This window comes from Nocardioides sp. NPDC054178, assembly GCF_055585005.1.
On the sequence record NZ_JBVJKY010000009.1, the window covers coordinates 232679 to 252469 of the forward strand.

At 71.8% G+C, this 19791-nt stretch carries 16 protein-coding genes; 12 read left to right on the plus strand and 4 right to left on the minus strand.

The features are described from left to right. The first annotated feature begins 137 nt into the window (after nucleotides 1–137). Nucleotides 138–1508 carry a glycoside hydrolase family 16 protein gene (locus ACZ6WN_RS26895; RefSeq protein ID WP_465869138.1) on the plus strand — a complete coding sequence of 457 codons (1371 nt, stop codon included), beginning with the start codon at nucleotides 138–140 and terminating at the stop codon, nucleotides 1506–1508. Between the two features lie 23 nt (nucleotides 1509–1531). After that, nucleotides 1532–2548: a LacI family DNA-binding transcriptional regulator gene (locus ACZ6WN_RS26900; protein WP_465869139.1), complete on the plus strand. Its 1017-nt coding sequence runs from the start codon at nucleotides 1532–1534 to the stop codon at nucleotides 2546–2548. Between the two features lie 10 nt (nucleotides 2549–2558). Here ACZ6WN_RS26900 and ACZ6WN_RS26905 read toward each other — a convergent pair whose 3' ends face one another. After that, nucleotides 2559–3275, minus strand: coding sequence for a response regulator (locus ACZ6WN_RS26905; protein ID WP_465869140.1), 717 nt, complete (start codon nucleotides 3273–3275; stop codon nucleotides 2559–2561). Further along, on the minus strand, nucleotides 3272–4945 hold the full coding sequence (locus tag ACZ6WN_RS26910) for a sensor histidine kinase (RefSeq protein WP_465869141.1): 1674 nt from the start codon (nucleotides 4943–4945) through the stop codon (nucleotides 3272–3274). The genes ACZ6WN_RS26905 and ACZ6WN_RS26910 overlap by 4 nt, the downstream gene beginning before the upstream one ends. 100 nt (nucleotides 4946–5045) lie before the next feature. Between ACZ6WN_RS26910 and ACZ6WN_RS26915 the strand changes: the two genes are divergently transcribed. The 10 genes from ACZ6WN_RS26915 (at nucleotide 5046) to ACZ6WN_RS26960 (ending at nucleotide 14132) form a co-directional block, all read left to right on the plus strand. Further along, complete coding sequence (locus ACZ6WN_RS26915) at nucleotides 5046–6095, plus strand: Bug family tripartite tricarboxylate transporter substrate binding protein (protein ID WP_465869143.1); 1050 nt, start codon at nucleotides 5046–5048, stop codon at nucleotides 6093–6095. Next, nucleotides 6092–6622, plus strand: a complete 531-nt coding sequence (locus tag ACZ6WN_RS26920) for a tripartite tricarboxylate transporter TctB family protein (RefSeq protein ID WP_465869144.1) — start codon at nucleotides 6092–6094, stop codon at nucleotides 6620–6622. Before ACZ6WN_RS26915 ends, ACZ6WN_RS26920 begins: the two co-directional genes overlap by 4 nt. A gap of 10 nt (nucleotides 6623–6632) precedes the next feature. Next, the gene (locus tag ACZ6WN_RS26925) at nucleotides 6633–8156 is read left to right on the plus strand and encodes a tripartite tricarboxylate transporter permease (RefSeq protein WP_465869145.1); all 1524 of its coding nucleotides are present in this window, start codon (nucleotides 6633–6635) and stop codon (nucleotides 8154–8156) included. Then, nucleotides 8156–8581: a universal stress protein gene (locus tag ACZ6WN_RS26930; RefSeq protein ID WP_465869147.1), complete on the plus strand. Its 426-nt coding sequence runs from the start codon at nucleotides 8156–8158 to the stop codon at nucleotides 8579–8581. The genes ACZ6WN_RS26925 and ACZ6WN_RS26930 overlap by 1 nt, the downstream gene beginning before the upstream one ends. Nucleotides 8582–8708: 127 nt before the next feature. Beyond that, nucleotides 8709–10112 (plus strand): 30S ribosomal protein S12 methylthiotransferase RimO, encoded by a 1404-nt coding sequence (rimO, locus tag ACZ6WN_RS26935; protein WP_465869275.1) that lies wholly within the window; start codon nucleotides 8709–8711, stop codon nucleotides 10110–10112. Nucleotides 10113–10122: 10 nt separating this feature from the next. Beyond that, nucleotides 10123–10746 (plus strand): CDP-diacylglycerol--glycerol-3-phosphate 3-phosphatidyltransferase, encoded by a 624-nt coding sequence (gene pgsA, locus ACZ6WN_RS26940; RefSeq protein WP_465869148.1) that lies wholly within the window; start codon nucleotides 10123–10125, stop codon nucleotides 10744–10746. 154 nt (nucleotides 10747–10900) lie between these two features. Beyond that, nucleotides 10901–12874 (plus strand): ExeM/NucH family extracellular endonuclease, encoded by a 1974-nt coding sequence (locus ACZ6WN_RS26945; protein ID WP_465869150.1) that lies wholly within the window; start codon nucleotides 10901–10903, stop codon nucleotides 12872–12874. A 77-nt stretch (nucleotides 12875–12951) separates the two neighbouring features. Next, entirely contained in the window at nucleotides 12952–13437 is a 486-nt protein-coding gene (locus ACZ6WN_RS26950) for a CinA family protein (protein WP_465869151.1), read from the plus strand. 60 nt (nucleotides 13438–13497) lie between these two features. Then, entirely contained in the window at nucleotides 13498–13785 is a 288-nt protein-coding gene (locus ACZ6WN_RS26955; protein ID WP_040754988.1) for a helix-turn-helix domain-containing protein, read from the plus strand. A gap of 116 nt (nucleotides 13786–13901) precedes the next feature. Continuing rightward, nucleotides 13902–14132 (plus strand): hypothetical protein, encoded by a 231-nt coding sequence (locus ACZ6WN_RS26960; RefSeq protein WP_465869153.1) that lies wholly within the window; start codon nucleotides 13902–13904, stop codon nucleotides 14130–14132. Here ACZ6WN_RS26960 and ACZ6WN_RS26965 read toward each other — a convergent pair. Both ACZ6WN_RS26965 and ACZ6WN_RS26970 read right to left on the minus strand, forming a co-directional pair. Further along, nucleotides 14129–14881 (minus strand): DNA-formamidopyrimidine glycosylase family protein, encoded by a 753-nt coding sequence (locus ACZ6WN_RS26965; RefSeq protein WP_465869155.1) that lies wholly within the window; start codon nucleotides 14879–14881, stop codon nucleotides 14129–14131. The two genes, ACZ6WN_RS26960 and ACZ6WN_RS26965, sit on opposite strands and share 4 nt — an antisense overlap. A gap of 4 nt (nucleotides 14882–14885) precedes the next feature. Beyond that, entirely contained in the window at nucleotides 14886–19763 is a 4878-nt protein-coding gene (locus tag ACZ6WN_RS26970) for an Lhr family helicase (protein ID WP_465869157.1), read from the minus strand. Between the last annotated feature and the right edge of the window lie 28 nt (nucleotides 19764–19791).

The following is a 19791-nucleotide window of genomic DNA, read 5'->3' on the forward strand; positions in this document are numbered from 1 at the left end:
CGAGCCGACTCGGCGGGTTGTTAAAGAGATCTGGATTTGGTGACGCGGGTCACATGGACCCTGCGACCATGACATCTGAGAGAGCGCTCTCACGAGTCGCCAGGACTCGACGCTCGTTCATCGGAAAGCGAGTCATCATGAGAAGTCTCAAGGCATTAGGAGCCGCCGTCATCGCGGCCGGCGTGGTCGCGGTGGCGGTGCCGCTCACATCGCTCGGGCAGGCGTCGGAGGCGTCCGAGCCGGGAACCCCGGCCGGCTGGACGAAGGTGTGGAGCGACGACTTCACCGGAACGGCCGGGTCGCGGATCAACACGAGCAACTGGATCTACGACATCGGCCACTCCTACCCCGGCGGCGCCGCCAACTGGGGCACCGGGGAGATCGCCTACCACACCGACAGCACCCAGAACGTCTATCAGGACGGCAACGGCAACCTCGTCATCAAGCCGATCCGCGACAGCGCCGGCAACTGGACCTCGGGCCGGATCGAGACCACCCGCACCGACTTCCAGCCGCCGTCAGGAGGCGTGCTCCGCGTCGAGAGCCGCATCCAGATGCCGAACGTCACCGGCGCGGCGGCCCAGGGCATCTGGCCGGCGTTCTGGATGCTGGGGGAGCCCTTCCGCGGCAACTACTGGAACTGGCCGGGCATCGGCGAGATCGACATCATGGAGAACGTCAACGGCGCCAACCAGGTCTGGGGCACCCTGCACTGCGGCACCTCGCCCGGCGGCCCGTGCAACGAGACCACCGGCCTCGGTGGCACCCTCCAGGGCTGCCCGGGCTCGACCTGCCAGTCGTCGTTCCACACCTACGCGATGGAGTGGGACCGCAGCACCAGCCCCCAGCAGATCCGGTTCTACGTCGACAACACGCTCTACCACACGGTGCGCTCGAGCCAGGTCGACGCGACGACCTGGAACAACGCGACCAACCACGGCTTCTTCATCATCCTCAACGTCGCGATCGGGGGCGGCTGGCCCGGCAACCCGACCGCGGCGACCGCCTCCGGCGTGCCGATGCTGGTCGACTACGTCGCGGTCTACGCCAAGGGTGGCGGCACCACCGAGCCGACCGACCCGCCCGCCCCGGGCAGCAGGGACGCCTACTCGACCATCCAGGCCGAGTCCTACAACGCCCAGAGCGGCACCCAGACCGAGGCGACCACCGACACCGGCGGCGGCCAGAACGTCGGCTACCTCAGCAACGGCGACTGGCTCCGCTACGACGGTGTGAACTTCGGCTCGAGCGCGGCGCGCACCTTCTCCGCACGGGTCGCCTCCGGAGCCCCCGCGGGGGTCAGTGGCCTGGTGGAGGTACGCCTCGACAACGTGAACAACGCCCCGATCGGCAGCTTCTCGGTGGCCAACACCGGAGGCTGGCAGAGCTGGCGTACGGTCCCGGGCAGCATCAGCGGGGTGACCGGGACGCACACCGTGTTCCTGCGGTTCACCAGCGGCCAGCCGGCCGACTTCGTCAACCTCAACTGGTTCACGTTCTCCCGGTGAGCGCGAGGGGGTAGGTTCCACTCATGAACGAGACCCCGGCCGGCCGGCCGACGCTGGAGACGGTGGCGCGGGCGGCCGGGGCCTCGCGAGCGACGGTCTCGCGCGTGGTCAACGGTTCCACGACGGTGCGCGCCGACATCGCCGAGAGCATCCGCCAGGCCATCGCCGACCTCGGCTACGTGCCGAACCCGGCGGCGCGGAGCCTGGTGATGCAGCGTACGGACTCCATCGCGCTGATCCTGCCGGAGTCCGCCACCCGGGTCTTCTCCGACGACGCCTTCTTCCCGGGCGTGATCCGGGGCGTCGGGGAGGTGCTGGAGAAGGCGGACAAGCAGCTGGTGCTGCTGCTCGCCTCGACGCAGTCGAGCCACGACCGCATCCTGCGCTACGTGCACAGCCGCACCGTCGACGGCGTCGTGCTCGCCTCGATGCACGGCGCAGACACCCTGCCCGAGGAGCTGCGGGCGGCCGGGGTCCCGGTCGTCACCAGCGGGCGGCCGCTGGGCGAGGCCACCGTGCCGTTCATCGACGTCGAGCACGCCAGCGGCGTGGCGGCGGCGATGAACCACCTCGTCGGTCTCGGCCGGCGCCGGATCGCGACCATCGCCGGGCCGCAGGACATGGTCGCCGGGCGTGAGCGCCTGGCCGGCTACCTCGCCGGTCTCCAGGCGCTGCCCGGGGCGGAACCGCTGGTCGAGGAGGGCGACTTCATGCGCCAGTCCGGCATCGACGCGATGGAGCGTCTGCTGCAGCGCGATCCCGGCATCGACGCCGTCTTCGCGGCCTCCGACCTGATGGCCGACGGCGCCCTGCGTACGCTGCGACGACTCGGTCGCCGGGTGCCCGACGACGTGGCGGTGATCGGGTTCGACGACGTCGACGCGGCCCGCTTCACCGACCCGCCGCTGACGACCGTGCACCAGCCGATCCACGAGATCGGCACCCGCCTGGCCGAGCAGATCCTCCGCCTGGTCGCGGGGGAGGAGGTCGAGGCCTCGGTCGTGCTCCCGACGAGGCTGGTGATCCGCGAGTCCGCTTGAGGCAGGAGCCTCAGGCATCTCCCGCGCGGTAGCGCCGCTCGGGCCGCCCGGCGGTGCCGTAGTTGAGGCGTACGCCGATCCGGCCCGTGCTCGCGAAGTGCTCCAGATAGCGGCGGGCGCTCACCCGGGAGACTCCGATCGCGTCGGCGCACTCGGTGGCGCTGAGCTCGCCGGCGGTCTGCAGCGCGGCCAGCACGGCCCGGGCGGTCTCGGCGCTGAGCCCCTTCGGCAGCCGCTCGCGGGCCTCCCGCGCGCCCTGGTGGCTGAAGACCTCGTCGATGCCGGCCTGGACCTCGTCGCGGTGCTCCGCACCCTCGGCCCGCTGCCCGATCCGGGCCAGCGCCTCGCGGGAGCGGCGTACGTCGTCGAGCCGGGCGGCCAGGTCCTCGAACGGGAACGGCTTGACCACGTAGTGGGCGGCGCCGCCGGCCGCCGCCGCCCGCACCGTGTCGGCCTCGCGGGCGGCGGTGATGACGATGACGTCGGCGTCGTCGCCGCGTCCGCGCAGCCGGCGCAGCAGCTCGATGCCGCTGAAGTCGGGAAGGTGCACGTCGAGGAGCAGCACGTCGGGGGAGAGGCGGGCGGTCTCCTCGAGCGCCTGCGCACCGGTCGCAGCCACGCCGACGACCCGGAACCCCTCGACGCGCTCCACGAAGCGGGTGTGGATCGAGGCCACCATGAAGTCGTCCTCGACCACGAGCACGGTGAGCTCCGGTGCGGACGTCATCGGGTCTCCTCGGGGGCAGCGGTGGTGGGCGGGGCGAGCGGTGCGGCACCCGGCAGGGTCGCGACGAAGACCGCTCCGGGGCGTGCCGTCGACCCGCTATTCTCCACCTCGACCTCCCCGCCGCGTGCGCGGCACACCAGCTGCACCAGCGCGAGCCCGACACCGCGGCCGCTGGCGTCGCGCGGCTTGGTGCTGAAGCCGCGCCGGAAGATCTCGGGCAGCCGCTCGGCAGGCACTCCGCCGCCGGTGTCGCAGACGCGGACGGTCACGGTCTGACCCTCGGCCCACAGGCGTACGCCGACCCGGCCGTCGAGCGGGCCGACCAGCGCGGCCGCGTCGACGGCGTTGTCGACCAGGTTGCCGAGCACGGTGACCACGTCGGCGGACCCGTCGGGGGTGAGCCGCGGCAGCGCGCTCGACGTCTCCAGGTCGATGCTCACCCGCCGCTCGGCGGCCAGGCTGGCCTTGGCGATGAGCAGGGCGGCCACCGCGGGGTCGTCGATCCGGGAGGTGATGTGGTCGCTCAGCGCCGCCCGGCGAGCGGTCAGCCCGGTGACGAAGCGGCCCACCTCGGCGTACTCCTCCAGTTCGAGGAGCCCGGTGATGGTGTGCAGCTGGTTGCTGAACTCGTGGGTCTGGGCGCGCAGGGTCTCGGTGACGCTCTCGCGGGCGTTGAGCTCGCTCTGCAGCGCCACCAGCTCGGTGCGGTCACGCAGCGTGGTGACGGTGCCGGCGGGACGGCCGTCGTGGCGGACCCGGTTGCGGTTGAGCACCAGGACGCGCTCGCCCGTGACCAGCGGCGCGTCGTGCACCTCCTCGGCCCCGCTGAGCAGGGCGAGCGTCTCGGCAGGGAGGTCGAGCTCGTCGAGCCGGCGCCCGGTCGGGTCCGAGGTCAGCCCGAGCAGCTCGCGGGCGCTGTCGCTCATCAGGCTGACCCGCCCGTCGGCGCCCACGGCCAGCACCCCCTCGCGGATCGAGCGCAGGAGGCCCTCGCGGTGGTCGGCGAGGGCGGCGATGTCGCGGGGCTCCAGCCCACGCGTACGCCGCTTGATCAGCCGCGCCAGCAGCCACGACCCCAGCACTCCGAGCGCGAGGCCGGCCAGCAGGACGGTGAGGGCGTCGGCCCAGGTGCGGGCGAGGCGCTCGGTCATCGGCGGGTAGTCCTCGGTCACCACGACGACGCCGACCGGCCGCGGCGCCTCGGCGTCGGCACCGGTCGACCCACCGCCGTAGACCGGGACCTGGGCGGCGATCGCGCGGCGGCCGGCGTCGTCGATGTCCCCGGACCAGGCCCGGCTCGTCTCGCGCCGACCGAGGTCGAGCGTCTCGCCGACCCGGGTGGGGTCGGTGGCGACCAGGACCGTGCCGTCGAGCCCGGTCAGGTAGGCGGTGTCGGCGCCCGCGTCGGCCGCCCGGGTCTGCAGGTAGAAGGCCAGGGCCTGCCGGTCGGGGGCGCTGGTGCTGCTCAGCCCGTCCTGGACCGCCGCGATCCCGGCCAGGCTCTCCGCGGCGGCTCGCAGCCGGTCCTCGCGGGAGTCACGGAAGTCGGCGTCGGACTGCCGCAGGGAGACGATGCTGGTCGCCACGACGACGAGCAGCAGCACCGAGAGCTGCAGCACCAGCACCTGCCCGGCCAGCGACAGATGACGGCGCGGTCGCGGTGACCACAAGTTACACAACCTCCTTTGGTTGCCGAATGGTGACGGCGGTCACCTCAGGCTGTGACCATCGCCACTGACCGTTTCAACCCTTGAGTCTGGAGGCCAGCCGTTGTCGACGCCGACATCGCAGTCCCCGCCCCGTCCGCCGCTGCCGGTGCAGCGGGGCCGGGCAGCGAGCATACGCCGTACCCGCGCCCTCGCCGTCGTGCTCGTGACCTGCCTGCTCGCCGCGGCCTCGGCCTGCGGCGTGACCGGTGGCGCCGAGTCCCGTGACCTCGACATGTGGATTCCCAACAGCCCCGGTGGCGGCTATGACCAGACCGGCCGCGCGGCCGTGGGGGTCCTCGACCGCGACAACATGAGCGGCGGCGACATCCAGGTCACCAACATCCTGGGCGCCGGCGGTTCCGTCGCGATGTCCCGCCTGATGAGCGAGGAGGGCAACGGCAACCTGCTCATGACCATCGGTCTGGGCGTGGTCGGCTCCACGTACTCCTTCGGCGTGGACGCCCGTCCCCAGGACGCCACCCCGATCGCCCAGCTCATCGAGGAGCAGGAGGGCGTGCTGGTTCCGGCCGACTCGCCGTTCAAGACCATCGACGACCTGGTGAAGGCCTGGGCCGAGGACCCCGAGTCCATCGTGGTCGGCGGCGGCTCCTCGCCCGGTGGCCCCGACCACCTCTTCCCGATGCAGCTGGCCGAGGCCGCCGGCATCGACCCGAAGGACGTCACCTACGTCCCGTACGACGGCGGCGGCCCGCTCACCAGCGCGCTGCTGGGTCACAAGATCGAGGTGGGCTTCTCCGGTCTCGCCGAGTTCGAGGGCCAGGTGGAGGCCGGTGAGCTGCGCGTCCTGGCCGTCTCGGGCGACGAGCGCGGCGACGGCGTGTTCGCCGACGCACCCACGCTGACCGAGAGCGGCATCGACCTCGTCTTCCTCAACTGGCGCGGCGTGCTCGCCCCGCCGGGCATCAGCGACGCGCGACGGCAGGAGCTGATCGACCTGCTCACCCAGATGCACGACTCGAAGCAGTGGCAGCAGGCGCTGAAGGACAACGGCTGGACCGATGCCTTCGTCACCGGCGACGACTTCCACGACCTGCTGGTCGAGCAGGACCAGCGCGTCGCCTCGACCCTGAAGGAGCTGGATCTGCTGTGAGCGTCCACGTCACCGAAACCCAACCCCCCGAGCCCGCAAGCCCCGCGCGGCGGGTCGACGTCGGCCAGTACGGCCTGGCCCTGTTCCTGGTCGTCGTCGGGATCTACACCGTCATCGATGCCAGCGGACTGGAGGTCGGCTTCGCCGACCCGGTCGGCCCCCGCCTCTTCCCGTACGTCATCGGCGCCGGCCTCGTCCTGGTCGGAGTGCTGCTGGCGGTCGCCACCGCCCGCGGCTCCCAGCCGGAGCCCGAGGAGGGCGAGGACGTCGACCTGAGCTCGTCGGCCGACTGGCTGACGGTCCTCAAGCTGGTAGCGGTCCTGCTGTTCACGGTCGCGACCGTGAACCTGCTCGGCTGGGCGATCTCCGGCGCGGCACTCTTCGCCGGCGCCGCCTGGGCCCTCGGCAGCCGCACGCTCGTGCGGGACGTGATCGTCGGGATCGTCCTGGCGGTCGCCAGCTGGTACGCCTTCTACGTCGGTCTGGGCATCCCGCTCACCCCTGGCGTACTCGACGGGATCCTGTGAGGACTGACTGATGGAGAACTTCCAACTGCTCATGGGCGGACTCGAGTCCGCCCTGACCCCGATGAACCTGCTCTATGCCGCCATCGGCGTGCTGCTGGGCACCTTCGTCGGCGTGCTGCCCGGCATCGGGCCGGCGATGGCCATCGCGCTGCTGCTGCCCGTGACGTACCGGCTCGAGCCGACCAGCGCGTTCATCATGTTCGCCGGCCTCTACTACGGCGGCATGTACGGCGGCTCGACCACCTCGATCCTGCTGAACACACCGGGGGAGTCCGCGTCGGTGATGACGGCGCTGGAGGGCAACCGGATGGCCCGGGCGGGGCGTGGCGCGCAGGCGCTGGCCACCGCCGCGGTCGGCTCGTTCGTCGCCGGCACCATCGGCACCATCCTGGTGGCCTTCTTCTCGCCGGCGCTGGCCGACGTGGCCGTCGAGCTGGGTGCGCCCTCGTACTTCGCGCTGATGGTCCTGGCCCTGGTCATGACCACGACGGTGCTCGGCACCTCGGCCCTGCGCGGCTTCGCGGCGCTGTTCCTCGGCCTGACGATCGGCCTGGTCGGTCTGGACCTCAACACCGGCCAGCCGCGGCTCACCTTCGGGGTGACCCAGCTCGTCGACCGGCTCGACATCGTGGTCGTCGCGGTCGGCATCTTCGCCCTCGGCGAGGCCCTGTGGGTCGCCGCTCACCTGCGCCGGCGTCCGGCGCACGTGGTCCCGGTCGGCCGGCCCTGGATGGGACGCGACGACTGGTCCCGCTCGTGGAAGCCGTGGCTGCGCGGCACCGCCTTCGGGTTCCCGTTCGGCGCCCTTCCCGCCGGCGGCGCCGAGATCCCGACGTTCCTCTCCTACCTGACCGAGCGGAAGCTCTCCAAGCGCGGTGACTTCGGGCGCGGTGCGATCGAGGGCGTCGCCGGGCCCGAGGCGGCCAACAACGCCTCGGCCGCCGGGATGTTCGTGCCGATGCTGGCCCTCGGCCTGCCGGTGACGGCCACCGCCGCGGTGATGCTCTCGGCGCTCCAGGGCTACGGCATCACCCCGGGTCCGCAGCTGATGACCGACCACGCCGACCTGGTGTGGACGCTGCTGGCCAGCCTCCTGATCGGCAACACCCTGCTGCTGGTGCTCAACCTGCCGCTGGCGCCGCTGTGGGCCCGGCTGCTGCGGATCCCGCGCCCGCAGCTCTACGCAGGAATCCTGTTCTTCGCCTGCCTGGGTGCGTACGCGACGAACCTGGACCCGTTCGACATCGGGCTGCTGGTCGCCTTCGGTCTGCTCGGGCTGATGATGCGCCGCTTCGGCCTGCCCGTGCTGCCGCTGATCCTGGGCGTCATCCTGGGGCCGCTGATGGAGAGCAAGCTGCGTGAGGCGCTGACGATCTCGGGCGGTGACTACGCTGGGCTGCTGAGCGAGCCGCTCGCGGTGGCCATCTACGTCCTGATCGCGCTGTTCATCCTGGGCCGGCCGTTCATCGCCCGGGTCCGGGCACGGGCCGAGCAGTCGGCCGAGGTCGAGGACGAGAAGGAGCTGGTGAACTGATGAGTGAGACTCCCGCAGGTGGCTGGGTGGTCGTGGCGTGGGCGCCCGACGTCTACGGCGCGGCCGCGCTCGACTGGGCGCTCGCCGACGCCGAGCGCCGCGACCGTGGGGTCGTGGTCGTCAACGCCTCCCGGGGCGACGCCCCGGTCGACGACCGCTTCGCCGTCGAGGAGCAGGTGGCCGAGCTCGAGCGCCGGCTGGCCGACTCGGGCCGGACCCACGAGATCCGGCAGTCCATCGACCCCGACGTCGCCGGCGCGGTCCTCGATGCGGCCGAGCAGCTCGACGCCAAGCTGGTCGTGGTCGGCCTGCGGCGGCGTACGCCGGTCGGCAAGCTGCTCATGGGCAGCGTCGCGCAGCGGATCCTGCTCGGCGCCTCCTGCCCGGTCCTCGCGGTGAAGCCGGGCTCGGTGCGGCCCGACTGATCGTGGCTCCACGGCGCGAGGGTTCGGTGTCCGGGGTGTGTGCCCGTCATACTTCACGGTGATGAGCACTGCCACCGAACCCTCCGCCGAGACCGCGCCGACCGACCAGCAGGCTGACCAGCCACTCGTGTCCGTCGCGATGGTGACCCTCGGGTGCACCCGCAACGAGGTGGACTCCGAGGAGCTCGCCGGCCGGCTGACGGCCGGGGGATTCCGGCTGGTCGCCGACCCGGACGAGGCCGACACGGTGGTCGTCAACACCTGCGGTTTCGTCGAGCAGGCGAAGAAGGACTCGGTCGACACGCTGCTCGAGGCCGCCGATCTCAAGGAGACCGGCCGCGCGCAGGCGGTCGTGGCGGTCGGCTGCATGGCCGAGCGCTACGGCAAGGACCTGGCCGCCGAGCTCCCCGAGGCCGACGCCGTGCTCGGTTTCGACGACTACCCCGACATCGCCGCCAAGCTCCGCTCCATCCTCAGCGGGGAGGCCCACCACCCGCACACGCCCCAGGACCGGCGCCTGCTGCTCCCGATCTCCCCGGTCGAGCGCGACGCCTCCGCCATCTCGGTCCCCGGCATGGCCGCCGTCGACCAGGTGCCGGGTTTCGCAGGACGTACGCGGCTCGACGACGCGCCCTGGGCGCCGCTGAAGCTCGCCTCGGGCTGTGACCGTCGCTGCACCTTCTGCGCGATCCCGCAGTTCCGTGGCTCCTTCGTGTCGCGGCGCCCCTCCGACGTGCTCCACGAGGCCCAGTGGCTGGCCCAGCAGGGCGTCAAGGAGCTGTTCCTGGTCTCGGAGAACTCCACCTCCTACGGCAAGGACCTCGGCGACATCCGGCTCCTGGAGACGCTCCTCCCGGAGCTGGCCGGCATCGACGGGATCGAGCGCGTCCGCGTCTCCTACCTGCAGCCCGCCGAGACCCGGCCCGACCTGCTGAAGGTCATCGGCACCACGCCCGGTGTGACCCCCTACTTCGACCTCAGCTTCCAGCACGCCTCCAACGCCGTGCTGCGGCGGATGAAGCGGTTCGGCGACCCGGAGAGCTTCCTGGGCCTGCTCGAGCAGATCCGTGCGTACGCCCCGGAGGCGGGGGTCCGCTCCAACGTCATCGTCGGCTTCCCCGGTGAGACGGAGGAGGATCTCGAGATCCTCACCGACTTCCTCGTCGCCGCACGCATGGACGTCACCGGCGTCTTCGGCTACTCCGACGAGGAGGGCACCGAGGCCGCCGGGTTCGACCCGGCGCTCAAGCTGGACGAGGACGAGATCCGCGCCCGCGTCGAGCACGTCAACGAGCTCGTCGAGGAGCTCACCGCCCAGCGGGCCGAGGAGCGGATCGGCGAGCAGGTCGTCGTGCTCGTCGAGGAGGTCGCGGACGGGGAGATCCTGGGCCGGGCCGCCCACCAGGGCCCCGAGGTGGACGGGATGACCTCCCTCGAGGGCGACGTCGAGGGCGTACGTCCGGGTGATCTGGTCACCGCGACCGTCATCGCCTCCGAAGGCGTTGACCTGGTCGCGTCGGTGAACGGTTAGGGTGCAGCCCGTGAACGAGACCACGGTTCAGAAGACCAGCAACTGGAACGTACCCAACGCGCTGACCACGCTGCGGATCATCGCGGTCCCGTTCTTCGCGTGGGCGCTGCTCGCCGACGGCGGTGACAACCCGACCCTGCGCTGGGTCTCGTTCGTGATCTTCGCGCTGGCGATGATCACCGACAAGATCGACGGCGACCTGGCCCGCAAGCACAACCTGATCACCGACTTCGGCAAGATCGCCGACCCGATCGCCGACAAGGCGGTCACCGGGATGGCCTTCATCGGCCTCTCGATCGTCGGCGACATCTGGTGGTGGGTGACCATCATCGTGCTGCTGCGCGAGTGGAGCGTCACGCTGCTGCGCCTCTCGGTGCTCAAGAAGATCGTGATCGCGGCCGACCAGCTCGGCAAGATCAAGACCACGGTGCAGGCGGTCGCCCTCGGCGGCCTGCTGCTGCCGCTCCCGCACGGTTCGGCCCACGGTGGCGCGTTCGGCGACGCCCTGGTCGGGGAGCTGCTCTTCTACGCCTTCCAGATCTGCCTCGCGGTCGCGGTCGCCCTGACGATGTGGTCGGGCGCGCAGTTCTTCCACGGCGTGTGGAAGCAGCGCGCCTCGCTCCGCTCCTCGTAGATCTCCTATTTCGGGTAGTTGTAACTCCGTTACCCGACGTTCATCGAAGATCCCCGCGAAGAAGGCGTACGCGGCGTTATTGTCGCGTTTCGGTCGGTGCTGAATCGGGCAGACCGCCGATCGCCCACTACCTTCCACACGCGGGGAGTCATCCATGTTCTCAGCACGTCAGGTGCTCGGTTCGATGGTCGGCCTGACGGCCGCCGTCGCGGGCATCGGCGCGGTCGCCATCCCGACCGCACGCGCCACCACCACGGCCGAGGCCGTCACCATCGCCGACATCCAGGGCACCGGGACCGCCAGTCCGCTGGTCGGTCAGACCGTCACGACCAGCGGCATCGTCACGGCCGCCTACCCCTCGGGCGGCTTCTTCGGCTTCTATCTCCAGACCCCCGGCACGGGCGGGGCGCTCGACCTGGGCTCCCATGACGCCTCCGACGCGGTCTTCGTCTACCAGCCTCGCTCGGCGGGTGCCGTCACCGTCGAGCCGGGCGACGCGGTGACGGTGACCGGAGCGGTGACCGAGTACGCCGGACTGACCGAGGTGTCCGTGCCCACGGCCGCCGACATCGTCGTCGACGGCACCGGGTCGATCGACCCGGTCGTGTCGCAGTGGCCGGCGACCGCCGTACAGAAGGAGTCGCTGGAGGGCATGCTCTTCGCGCCCCAGGGCGAGGTCACGGTGAGCAACACCTACGGTGTCGAGAACTTCGGCGAGCTCGGTCTCGCCCACGGCGACCACCCGCTGCTCCAGCCGACCGAGGTGGCCCGTCCCGGGTCGGCCGAGGCCGCGGCGGTCGAGGCCGACAACGCCGCCCGCGGGATCGTGCTCGACGACGGCTCCTCGACCACGCTTCGCCCGCCGACGAGCCGGACGATCCCCTACGTCTCCAACACCTCGCCCGTCGTGGTCGGCGCCTCCGTCGACTTCCGTGGCCCGGTGATCCTCTCCGAGGGCGGCTCGCCCTCGGCGCCGACCTACCGTCTCCAGCCCACCCAGGTCGCCACCGCCGACCCGGCCTCGTGGCCGGCCGACTTCGAGAACGTACGCACCGACGCTCCCGACGAGCGCAAGATCGGCCGCCGCGCCGACGTGAAGATCGCCTCCTTCAACGTGCTCAACTACTTCACCACGCTGGGCGACGCCGACGACGACAACGTCGGTGACGGTGGCTGCACCGCCTACAAGGACCGTGCCGGCGACGGCAACAACGTCAGCGGCGGCTGCGACCAGCGCGGCGCCTGGGACCCGGCCGACTTCGCCCGTCAGCAGGCGAAGATCGTCTCCGCGATCAACGCGCTCGACGCCGACGTCGTGGGGCTGATGGAGATCGAGAACTCCGCCCGTCTGGGCGAGACCCCCGACGAGGCGACCACCTCGCTGGTCGCCGCGCTCAACGCCGCCGCCGGCCGGCCGGTCTGGACCGCCAACCCGTCCTCCTCCGAGCTGCCCGACGCCTCCGGCGCCGACGTGATCACCAACGCGATCATCTACAAGCGCTCGGCCGTACGCCGCCTCGGTGAGGCCCGAGCGCTGGGCGACCAGAGCGGCGACGACCAGGCCTTCGGCAACGCTCGCGAGCCCATCGGCCAGATCTTCAAGCCGGCCGACGGCGGTGCGCCGTTCTTCTTCGTGGTCAACCACTTCAAGTCGAAGGGCTCGCCCGGCCCGTGGCCGGGCGACGGCGACACCGGCGACGGCCAGGGTGCCTCCAACGAGTCGCGGGTCCGGCAGGCGACCGCGCTGGTCTCCTGGGTCTCCTCGATCCGCTCCCAGACCGGGGTCGCCGACGTCGCGCTCGCCGGAGACTTCAACTCCTACACCCAGGAGGACCCGATGCAGGTCCTCTACGAGGCCGGCTACGCCGACTCCGAGACGCTCAGCGGCAACGAGGAGTACAGCTACTCCTTCTCGGGCCTGGCCGGATCCCTCGACCACGTGCTGCTCAACCGGCACGCCCAGCGCCGCTTCACCGGCTCCGACATCTGGGGGATCAACTCGGGTGAGTCGCTGCTGCTGGAGTACAGCCGCTACAACTACACCGGTGCCGACCTGCACACCGACTCGCCGTACCGCTCCTCCGACCACGACCCGGTCGTCGTCGGGCTCAAGCGCAACGCGGGCTGACGCCGGCCCCCGACACGGCATGCCGAGTCGGCTCGTCATGACGGGCCGACTCGGCATGGGGCCGCTAGGTTTTCCCCATGATCGCTGTCGATGAGCTCAATGCCGCTCTGCTGGAGGCCGGTGCCACCGTGGCGACCGCCGAGTCGCTGACCGCCGGTCGCCTGGCCGCGCTGCTCACCGAGCCTCCGGGTGCGTCGAAGACGTTTCGCGGGGGCTTCGTGACGTACGCGACCGAGCTGAAGCACACCCTGCTGGGGGTCCCCGTCTCGGTGATCGAGACCGTCGGGGTGGTCTCCGCGGAGTGCGCGGCGGCGATGGCCGCCGGGGCGCGGGAGCGCTCGGGGTCGACGTACGGCCTCGCGACCACGGGTGTGGCCGGGCCCGAGGAACAGGAGGGGAAGCCTGTCGGGACGGTCTTTGTGGGGGTTTCCGGTCCGCACGGCGAAACAACGACGCAACTCGGACTGTCAGGCTCGCGCGAGGAGATCCAGCGTGATACGTGTTTGTTCGCTGTTGATGAACTACTCGGACTACTTCGGCGGGAACATCGAAGGGTCAGGTAGCGTTGGAGCAGGACGTCACCCAGATGTCGGTGACTTGTGAACTGTAGGAGGCTGACCGCAATGGTGCTCTTCCGTCGACTTCTCGGCGAGGTGCTTCGTGCCCAGCGGCTCGAGCGTGGGATGACCCTGCGCGAGGTCTCCGCGGAGGCGCGAGTCAGCCTCGGTTACATCTCCGAGGTCGAGCGCGGCCAGAAGGAAGCCTCCTCCGAGCTCCTCGCCTCGCTCTGCAGCGCCTTGGACGTGGCTCTCTCCGACGTGCTCCGCGACGTCTCCGACGCGGTCGCCCTCGAAGAGGCCACCATCTTGCGGATGCCTGTTCGCGCCGCGGCCGACGCTGCCGCTGCCTGATCGTCCCCGGGCGGAATTTTTCCGTTCCGGGTGTCTCAAAACGAGCGCATCCGTCCTCCTTGCCGACGTGGGCCCACCATGGGCCTGCTGAATCAAGGGGAGATGGTGCGATGCGCATGGCTGTCGAGAACGAGCTTCCAGATCTGACGGTTCCCGGGCCGCGGGGCGACTCGGATTCTCCCGATCTGCTCGAGGCCGAGCTCTACGGGCTGGAGGAGACCCTGAACATCCTTCGCGACGAGTTCACCTCGGTCGCTCCCGGCGAGCGTGCGCACGTCGCCCGCCACATGCGTGAGACCCGCGTCCGGATCGCCCAGATCCGGATGCGGCTGCTGCACGGCCGCTAGGCCTGGCAGCTGGCGCAGTAGTAGGCCGGGCGCTCCTCGCCCGGCGGGCCGACCCTGGCCAGGGTCACGGTGCCCCCGCAGCGGCGACAGGCCCGGCGGCCGTAGACCCACATCTGGCGGGAGCGGGACCACTCGGCCTGCATCAGGTCCCGGGCGCGCTGGAGGATCCGGGGGAGCTTGTCGCCGGCCTCCGCGACCGTACGCAGCGGGTTGATCCCCGCGATGAAGCAGGTCTCGGCGGCGTAGATCGTGCCGATCCCGGCGAGGTTGGTCTGATCGCGCAGCGCTTCGAAGAGCGGCCGGTTCGGCTGCCGCAGGAGGCGCTCGAGGGCGGTGTCGGGGTCCCAGTCGTCGGCGAGGATGTCCGGGCCGAGATGGGCGACCGGCCGTTCCTCCTGGTCGCGCGGGACGAGCTCGACGATGCCGAGGAGGAAGCCGACCGCCTCCTTCTGCTCGGTGCGCAGCACGACCCGTGCCTGGAACGCCGGCTTCGGCCAGCGCCGGCCGGCCTCGAGGACTCGCCAGGAGCCCTCCATCTTCAGGTGAGTGTGCAGCGTCCACTCGCCGGTGCGGTGGTCGATCCGGGTCAGCAGGTGCTTGCCGCGTGCCACCGTGCCACGCACGGTGCCCCCGGAGAGGTCCGCCGTGGCCAGCTGCGGCACCCGGAAGTCCGTACGCGTGAGCACCTGCCCCGCCAGCCCCTTGTCGAGCCTGCGGGCGGTCCGGAGCACCGCGTCCCCCTCGGGCACGACCTCACCTGCTCTGCGAGGTCAGGCGCAGGCCGCGCGGGGTGGCGACGAAGCCGGCGTACTGGAGCGCCTGGCGCAGCGGGGTGTCGCCCGAGCCGAGCAGCGGGGCGCCGTCCGCCTTCTCGACCGTGAGCCGTCCCAGCGCCCCGCGCCGGACGGCATCGGCGAGGGCCTCGGCGCCCGGCTCGAGAAGGTTGGGGTCCTCGGACCAGGTCAGCAGGGTGCGGCCGCCGCGCTCGACGTACATCGCCAGCTCGCCGTCGACCAGCACCACGATCGCGCCCGCCTTGCGGCCGGGCCGGTGGCCCTCCTCCGCGACCGGCCAAGGGAGTGCCGCGCCGTAGGCGTTGGCGGGGTCGGTCGCGGCCAGCGCGAGCGCGACCGGCTTGTCGCTCGGCTCGACCCGGGAGAACGTACGCAGACGGTCGACCGAGCCCGCGGTGCCGAACTGGGCGGCGCCGAGGCCCTCGACGAAGTAGCCCCGCCGGGCTCTGCCGGACTCCTCGAAGGCGCTGAGTACCTTGTAGACGGCGGCGAACCCTCCAGGCGTGCGCTCGGACTGGACCGCGCCGCGGGTGACCACGCCGTGGCGGTCCAGGAGCCGCTCGGCGGCCGCGTGGGCGCGCTTGGTCGGGTCGGGATCCGGTTCGGGCAGGATCGTCCAGCGCCCGGCCGTCTCCGGCAGGCCGGCTCGTGCCGGCATCCGCGCGCCACCGGTGTAGCGGCCGCCGCGTGCTCTCGGCGGCGGTCTGCGGGAGCGGTGCGACGGCGTGCCGGAGCGGGTCAGCGCCCGCAGGGGGAGCAGGGTGTCGTTGCTGACCCGACCCGACCAGACCAGGTCCCACAGGGCCGCGCTGAGGTCGGCGTCGCTCGGTGTCGTGTCGGCGTCGGCCGCCACCGTCCGGGCGAGCTGGTGGAAGAACCAGGCGCCGCCGGGCTCGAGCGCTTCCAGGAGCCGCTCGGCGAGCGGTCCCGGCGGCATCTCGGCGGGCGAAGGCAGGGTCAGCTCCGCGGTCTCGGCCGGGTGCAGGGAGACCCAGCCGTCGGTGCCGGGCAGGGTGCCGTGACCGGCCCAGAACACCTCGCCTCCGGCGGTCAGCTCGTCGAGGAACGCCGGCTCGTAATCGATCACCCGGGCCGGCAGGATCAGGGTCTCCAGGGCGCTGGCCGGGACCGGGCAGCCGGCCAGCTGGTCGACCACGCTCAGCACCCCGTCGACCCCACGCAGCGCGCCCTTGCGTACGGACGTCCTCTGCCACGCCGGAAGGAACCTGCCCAGAGCCGCCGGCTCGACCGGCTCGACCTCCTTTCGCAGCCGGGCCAGCGAGCGCCGGCGCAGCATCCGGAGCACGTCGGCGTCACACCACTCCAGCCCGCTCCCGCCCGGCCGGAACTCCCCGTCGAGCACCCGCCCGCGCGCCGAGAGCCGCGCCAGGGCATGCCGGACGACCGCCTCACCCAGCCCCAGCCGCGCGGCCACATCTGCTGCCGTGAACGGCCCGTGCGAGCGTGCATACCGTGAGACCAGGTCGCCGACCGGATCCTCGACCGGCTCGGTGAACGCCGACGGTACGCCCGGAGGGACCGCCACCCCCAGCCCGTCCCTGAGCCTGGCCACATCCTCGACCACCGCCCACCGAGCCTCCCCGGCCACCCGCACCTCGACCACCCGCCGGGCCGTGGCGAGGTTATCCAGCGCCGCGGAGACGTCACCCCGGTCGGGCGAGGCGTCGGCGCGGTCGGGCGAGACGTCACCTCGGTCGGCTGAGGCGTCACTCCGGTCGGTCGAGGCGTCACTGGCGTCGGCCGAAACGTCAGTCGGTGACGTCTCGGCCGACGTAAGTGACGTCTCGCCCGACGTAAGTGACGTCTCGCCCGACGTACCTGACGCCTCGCCCGACGTACCTGACGCCTCGCCCGACGTACCTGACGTCTCGCCCGACCTGCCTGACGCTTCGCCCGACGTACCTGACGCTTCGCCCGACGGGGCTGACCCCTCGGCCGACGTACGTGACGCCTCGGCGAGGGTGGTGCGGGCCGTGATCTCGTCGAGGGTGAGGGGGCCGATGGTGCGGATGAGGTCGGTGATGCCTTCGGCGCCTCGGGCCTTGCGCCCGGGGGCCAGGCGCTGGAGCTCGGACTCGACCTCGGCGAGGACGTCGGGGTCGAGGAGCTCACGGAGCTCGGCGCGGCCGAGGAGCTCGGCGAGGAGGCCCTGGTCGAGGGTGAGGGCGGCGGCGCGGCGTTCGGCGAGGGGGGAGTCGCCCTCGTAGAGGAACTGGGCGACGTAGCCGAACAGGAGCGACTGGGCGTAGGGCGACGGGGTCGGGGTGGCGACGTCGACGATCGAGATCTCGCGGCGCTCGATGCGGCGCAGGATGCCGACGAGGGAGGGGAGGTCGTAGACGTCGCGGAGGCACTCGCGTACGGCCTCGAGGATGATCGGGAAGCTCGGGTACTGGGAGGCGACCTCGAGCAGGGCGGCGGAGCGCTGGCGCTGCTGCCACAGCGGCGAGCGGCGGCCGGGGTCGCGGCGGGGCAGGAGCAGGGCGCGCGCCGCGCACTCGCGGAACCGGCTGGCGAACAGCGCCGAGCCACCGACCTCGGTGGTGACCAGGTCCTCGATCTCGTCGGGCTCGAAGACGATGATCTCGCCGGTCGGCGCCTCGGCGTCGGTGTCGGGAAGCCTGATCACGATGCCGTCGTCGCTGTCGATCGCCTGCCCGTCGACCCCGTAGCGCTCCCGGATCCGCGCGTTGATCGCCAGCGCCCACGGGGCGTGCACCGGCCGGCCGTAGGGGGAGTGCACCACCAGCCGCCAGTCGCCGAGCTCGTCACGGAACCGTTCGACGACGATGTTGCTGTCGGAGGGGAGGACGTTGGTCGCCTCGGCCTGCTCGTGCAGGTAGGTGACCAGATTGGCGGCCGCGTAGGCGTCCAGGCCGTCCTGCTGGGCGCGCGCCTCCGCCTTCGCCCGCGGGAGCGCGCCGAGCTCGCGGGTATAGGCACCGACCGCCTCGCCGAGCTCGGCGGGCCGGCCGAGCGAGTCGCCCTTCCAGAACGGCAGCCGCCCCGGGACCCCCGGGGCCGGGGTCACCAGCACCCGGTCGTGGGTGATGTCCTCGATCCGCCACGACGTCGCGCCCAGCGCGAAGACGTCGCCGACCCGGGACTCGTAGACCATCTCCTCGTCGAGCTCACCGACCCGCCGCCCGGCACCCTCCCCGGCGATGAAGACGCCGAAGAGACCGCGGTCGGGGATGGTGCCGCCGCTGGTGACGGCCAGCCGCTGCGCTCCGGGGCGCCCGGTCACGGTCCCGGCGACCCGGTCCCACACGATGCGCGGTCGCAGCTCGGCGAACTCCTCGCTCGGATAGCGCCCGGCGAGCAGGTCGAGGGTGGCGTCGTAGGCGGAGCGGGGGAGGGTGGCGTACGACGCCGTCCTCCTGACCAGCGTGAACAGCTCCTCGACGTCCCAGGTGTCCAGCGCCGTGGCGGCGACGATCTGCTGGGCGAGCACGTCGAGCGGGTTGGCCGGCAGGCTCATCGACTCGATCAGCCCCTGACGCATCCGCTGCACCGACACCGCGGTCTGGGCCAGGTCGCCGCGGTGCTTCGGGAACAGCACCCCGCGAGACACCTCGCCGACCTGGTGGCCGGCCCGCCCGACGCGCTGGAGCGCGGAGGCGACGCTCGGCGGTGACTCGATCTGGACGACGAGGTCGACGGCGCCCATGTCGATGCCGAGCTCGAGACTGGAGGTCGCGACCACCGCCGGTAGCCGGCCGGACTTGAGGTCGTCCTCGATCAGCGCCCGCTGCTCCTTGGACACGCTGCCGTGGTGAGCCTTGGCGATCACCTGGGCCGCGCCGTGCGACTGCCCAGACTGCGCCATCACCTGCGCGGGCGGGGGCCCGGTCTCGAAGACCCTGTCGGAGGCGATCTCGTTGAGCCGGGCGGTCAGCCGCTCCGCGATCCGGCGGGAGTTGGCGAAGACGATGGTGGAGTGGTGGGCGGTGACCAGGTCGGCGACGTGCTCCTCGACGTGGGGCCAGATCGAGGAGGCCCGCTGCGGGTCGTCGTCCTCGTCCTCGCTGTAGGGGCTCGGCGCGGTCATGTCCTCGACCGGTACGACGACGCTCAGGTCCCACCGCTTCTCGGCAGGCGGAGCGACGATCTCGACGGGCTGGGCGCCGCCGAGATAGCGCGCGACCTCCTCCAGCGGCCGCACGGTCGCGGAGAGCCCGATCCGCTGCGCCGGCTTCTCCAACAGGGCGTCGAGACGCTCCAGGGTCAGCGCCAGATGGGAGCCACGCTTGGTCGCCGCGACCGCGTGGACCTCGTCGACGATCACCGTCTCGACGCTGCGCAGCGTCTCGCGGGCCTGGCTGGTCAGCATCAGGAACAGCGACTCGGGCGTGGTGATCAGGATGTCGGGGGGAGTGGTCGTCAGGCGCCGCCGGTCGGCCGCGGTCGTGTCGCCGGACCGCACCCCGACGCGCACCTCGGGCGCCTCGACGCCCAGCCGATCGGCGGTCTGGCGGATCCCGACCAGCGGGCTGCGCAGGTTGCGCTCGACGTCGACCCCGAGCGCCTTGAGCGGGGAGATGTAGAGGACCCGGCAGCGTTCCTTCTTCTCGGGCACCGGCTCGGTCAGGAGCTTGTCGATCGACCACAGGAACGCGCTCAGCGTCTTCCCCGACCCGGTCGGCGCCACCACCAGCGCGTTGCGTCCCGCCCCGATCGCCTCCCAGGCGCCGGCCTGCGCCGCGGTGGGCGCCGCGAAGGCGGCCTTGAACCACGTACGCGTAGGGTCGCTGAACTGCCCCAACGCCTGAGACGTGTCGCTGAGGGGGAGCCCGAAGCCATTTCCTTGGCTCATGAGGACAAACCTAGTCGCGACCACCGAC

Bases quoted from the DNA above. Each gene is read 5' to 3' on its own strand.
- ACZ6WN_RS26925 (WP_465869145.1), top strand. From the start codon at position 6,633: ATGGAGAACTTCCAACTGCTCATGGGCGGACTCGAGTCCGCCCTGACC.
- ACZ6WN_RS26955 (WP_040754988.1), top strand. From the start codon at position 13,498: ATGGTGCTCTTCCGTCGACTTCTCGGCGAGGTGCTTCGTGCCCAGCGG.
- ACZ6WN_RS26970 (WP_465869157.1), bottom strand. From the start codon at position 19,763: ATGAGCCAAGGAAATGGCTTCGGGCTCCCCCTCAGCGACACGTCTCAG.
- ACZ6WN_RS26945 (WP_465869150.1), top strand. From the start codon at position 10,901: ATGTTCTCAGCACGTCAGGTGCTCGGTTCGATGGTCGGCCTGACGGCC.
- ACZ6WN_RS26900 (WP_465869139.1), top strand. From the start codon at position 1,532: ATGAACGAGACCCCGGCCGGCCGGCCGACGCTGGAGACGGTGGCGCGG.
- ACZ6WN_RS26905 (WP_465869140.1), bottom strand. From the start codon at position 3,275: ATGACGTCCGCACCGGAGCTCACCGTGCTCGTGGTCGAGGACGACTTC.
- ACZ6WN_RS26950 (WP_465869151.1), top strand. From the start codon at position 12,952: ATGATCGCTGTCGATGAGCTCAATGCCGCTCTGCTGGAGGCCGGTGCC.
- ACZ6WN_RS26960 (WP_465869153.1), top strand. From the start codon at position 13,902: ATGGCTGTCGAGAACGAGCTTCCAGATCTGACGGTTCCCGGGCCGCGG.
- ACZ6WN_RS26930 (WP_465869147.1), top strand. From the start codon at position 8,156: ATGAGTGAGACTCCCGCAGGTGGCTGGGTGGTCGTGGCGTGGGCGCCC.
- ACZ6WN_RS26895 (WP_465869138.1), top strand. From the start codon at position 138: ATGAGAAGTCTCAAGGCATTAGGAGCCGCCGTCATCGCGGCCGGCGTG.